Annotated in this window: 3 protein-coding genes; 1 reads left to right on the forward strand and 2 read right to left on the reverse strand. The window is 34.6% G+C overall.

The window, feature by feature from the left end; genetic code table 11:
• Nucleotides 1-388, reverse strand: a 388-nt coding sequence (locus F6K13_RS29255) for a PAS domain-containing protein (protein WP_287289300.1), incomplete at its 3' end; no start/stop codon positions are given.
• Between the two features lie 579 nt (nt 389-967).
• On the opposite strand from F6K13_RS29255, the gene F6K13_RS29260 reads away from it, so the two are divergent.
• The gene (locus tag F6K13_RS29260) at nt 968-1,738 is read left to right on the forward strand and encodes an adenylate/guanylate cyclase domain-containing protein (RefSeq protein WP_124146399.1); all 771 of its coding nucleotides are present in this window, start codon (nt 968-970) and stop codon (nt 1,736-1,738) included.
• Between the two features lie 180 nt (nt 1,739-1,918).
• On the opposite strand, the gene F6K13_RS29265 is transcribed toward F6K13_RS29260, so the two are convergent.
• Nucleotides 1,919-2,149: a hypothetical protein gene (locus F6K13_RS29265; protein ID WP_353735735.1), complete on the reverse strand. Its 231-nt coding sequence runs from the start codon at nt 2,147-2,149 to the stop codon at nt 1,919-1,921.
• Between the last annotated feature and the right edge of the window lie 128 nt (nt 2,150-2,277).

The following is a 2,277-nucleotide window of genomic DNA, read 5'->3' on the forward strand; positions in this document are numbered from 1 at the left end:
TCCACACACGACCAGAGCTAATAGTAGACCACAAATCTTTAAAAAACTTTGGGGGATGATATTTAGAGTTAAGCAAACGATGACTTTTTCCGATTAATTCTTCTCTAGAATATTGAGATATTTCATAAACTTTATCATTCACATATTGAATAATACCTCTTTGGTCTGTAATGGCAACGATCGCTGCTTGATCTATAGCAAATTTAATATCAGATAGTTCTTTGAGGGTTTTCCGCAGTATTGCTTCTAGTAAGCGACGTTCTGCTATTTCCTGATTGTGGCTAGTTAAGTTTTGTAAATCGTGATTTTTTTCAATGAAGGATGCTACCATCTGATTGACCTGGTAATTTTCATAATCAGATTGATTTAGCACTTGATTAGTTTCCATTGGTTTTTGTTACTCCTGGTTGGATTTTGATGCACTGCTAATATTTCTAACTCCACTTTCAGGTTGAGAATTATTTGTAGCTTTTTTGGCTCGCAACCTGTAAATATGAAGCTAGTTCCGATCTAGCGACTTAATTTTGGTGAATTAATTTTTAAGCTTAAACATATGAAATGCTTATATTAATATTAAGAGGATATAATTTTTCTACCTTAGAGTTTAGTTAAATTGATTACTAATTTCTCAATCTTTAGGTAAAAATTTATTGCTGATTATTAAAAACATTTAATATAAATATAAATATTTAATGCAGTTATTCTGGATACTTAAATTTCTTTAAAGGCTTGTTTACAACCTCGGAGAGGATTATTTAAAGCTTTTTTTTGTTATACCCTCCCTATTTGAGTTAGATTTACTGGGAACAAAAAATCTCTTAAAGCATCTCTAGTTATTAGAGATTTATTTATTAATTTTTGTAATATTAGCTACAAAAAAATAATCTTTTTGAGTGTAGTCAAAAGAATATTTAGCAAAGCTCAAAATATTTCTTGATTTGAGACTATAAAAATACTAATTTTCTAAATGGAAAATGCCAGATTGTATGATGCTTGTCAGGGTTTTATTCCGGAACAGTTTCTCAGCTTTTTAGAGAAAAAGAGTATTGTGAATTTGAAATTGGGCGATCGCTTGGAACGAGAGATGACGGTCTTATTCTCGGATATTCACGATTTTACTACCATCTCCGAACAGATGACTCCAGAGGAAAACTTCGCTTTTATTAACCAGTATCTTAGTTATATGGAACCCCAAATTCAAAAATATGGCGGATTTATTGATAAATATATTGGTGATGCTATTATGGCTTTGTTTCCCAATTCTGCCGACGATGCGGTTCAAGGGGCGATCGCTATGCTGGAACAGTTGAAAACATACAATTCAGAGCGACAACAAAGGAATCTAAAACCCATTCGTATTGGTATTGGTTTGCATACGGGTACGTTAATTTTAGGAACTGTAGGTGGATTTGGATGCATGGACGGAACTGTGCTCGGGGATGCAGTGAATCTCTCCTCGCGAGTGGAAGGGTTAACAAAAACTTATGGAGTTTCACTTTTAATTACTGATAAAACTTGGCAAGGTTTAAAAAATTCTTTGGCATACGACCTCAGATTTATTGACAGGGTGAGAGCTAAAGGAAAAGCCAAAGCGGTTAGTTTATTTGAAATTTTTTCTGCCGATCCGCCAGAATTACGAGATGCTAAAATCGCCACTAAAGAGAAGTTTGAAAGGACTGTTTTGTATTTCATCAAGAATTATTTCCAGAAGCAGCAGATTTATTTCAAGAATGCTTAGAATATGGTCAGGGCGATCGGGTTATCTGTAGTTATCTTGAACGATGTCATCAGAAGGTAGAAGGCAGAAGGGTAAAGAAAGGTTTATAAGAATTCTGAATTTCCTACGGAATACTCCGCTCGTCACTATCAGACTTTTTCAGCAAACCCTAATTAACCTTATTCCTTCTTCCTTAGAAGATCAATAATTAACCTTCCACCTTCCAGTTTCTTCCTTCCAGCTTCTTCCTTCCAGCTTCTTCCTTCTTCCTTCTGTGATAGTTCCTTCTAGTAACAACAAACGCGAGGGTTGAAGACAAACCTGCCAAGGAAAAGAACGATTTTTGATTTCACGCCATTTTTCCTTAAATACTTCTGCTTGTAAATGGTAGTCAAAAGCATTTTTTGCAGGTTGATATAATTTTAAGTACAAAGTTACTCGATGTTGAGTTTCACTAATAGCTGCTAACCAACAAGGAAAAGTATTCGGTTCTGTTGACTCCTCACCAGATTACTTTTAGTGAGGAGTCAACAGAACCGAATACTTTTCCTTGTTGGTTA

The organism is Okeania sp. SIO2B9, assembly GCF_010672505.1.
Taxonomy (GTDB): Bacteria; Cyanobacteriota; Cyanobacteriia; order Cyanobacteriales; family Microcoleaceae; genus Okeania; species Okeania hirsuta.

Excerpts from the sequence above, each read along its gene's own strand:
- F6K13_RS29260 (WP_124146399.1), top strand. The coding sequence starts at position 968 with ATGGAAAATGCCAGATTGTATGATGCTTGTCAGGGTTTTATTCCGGAA.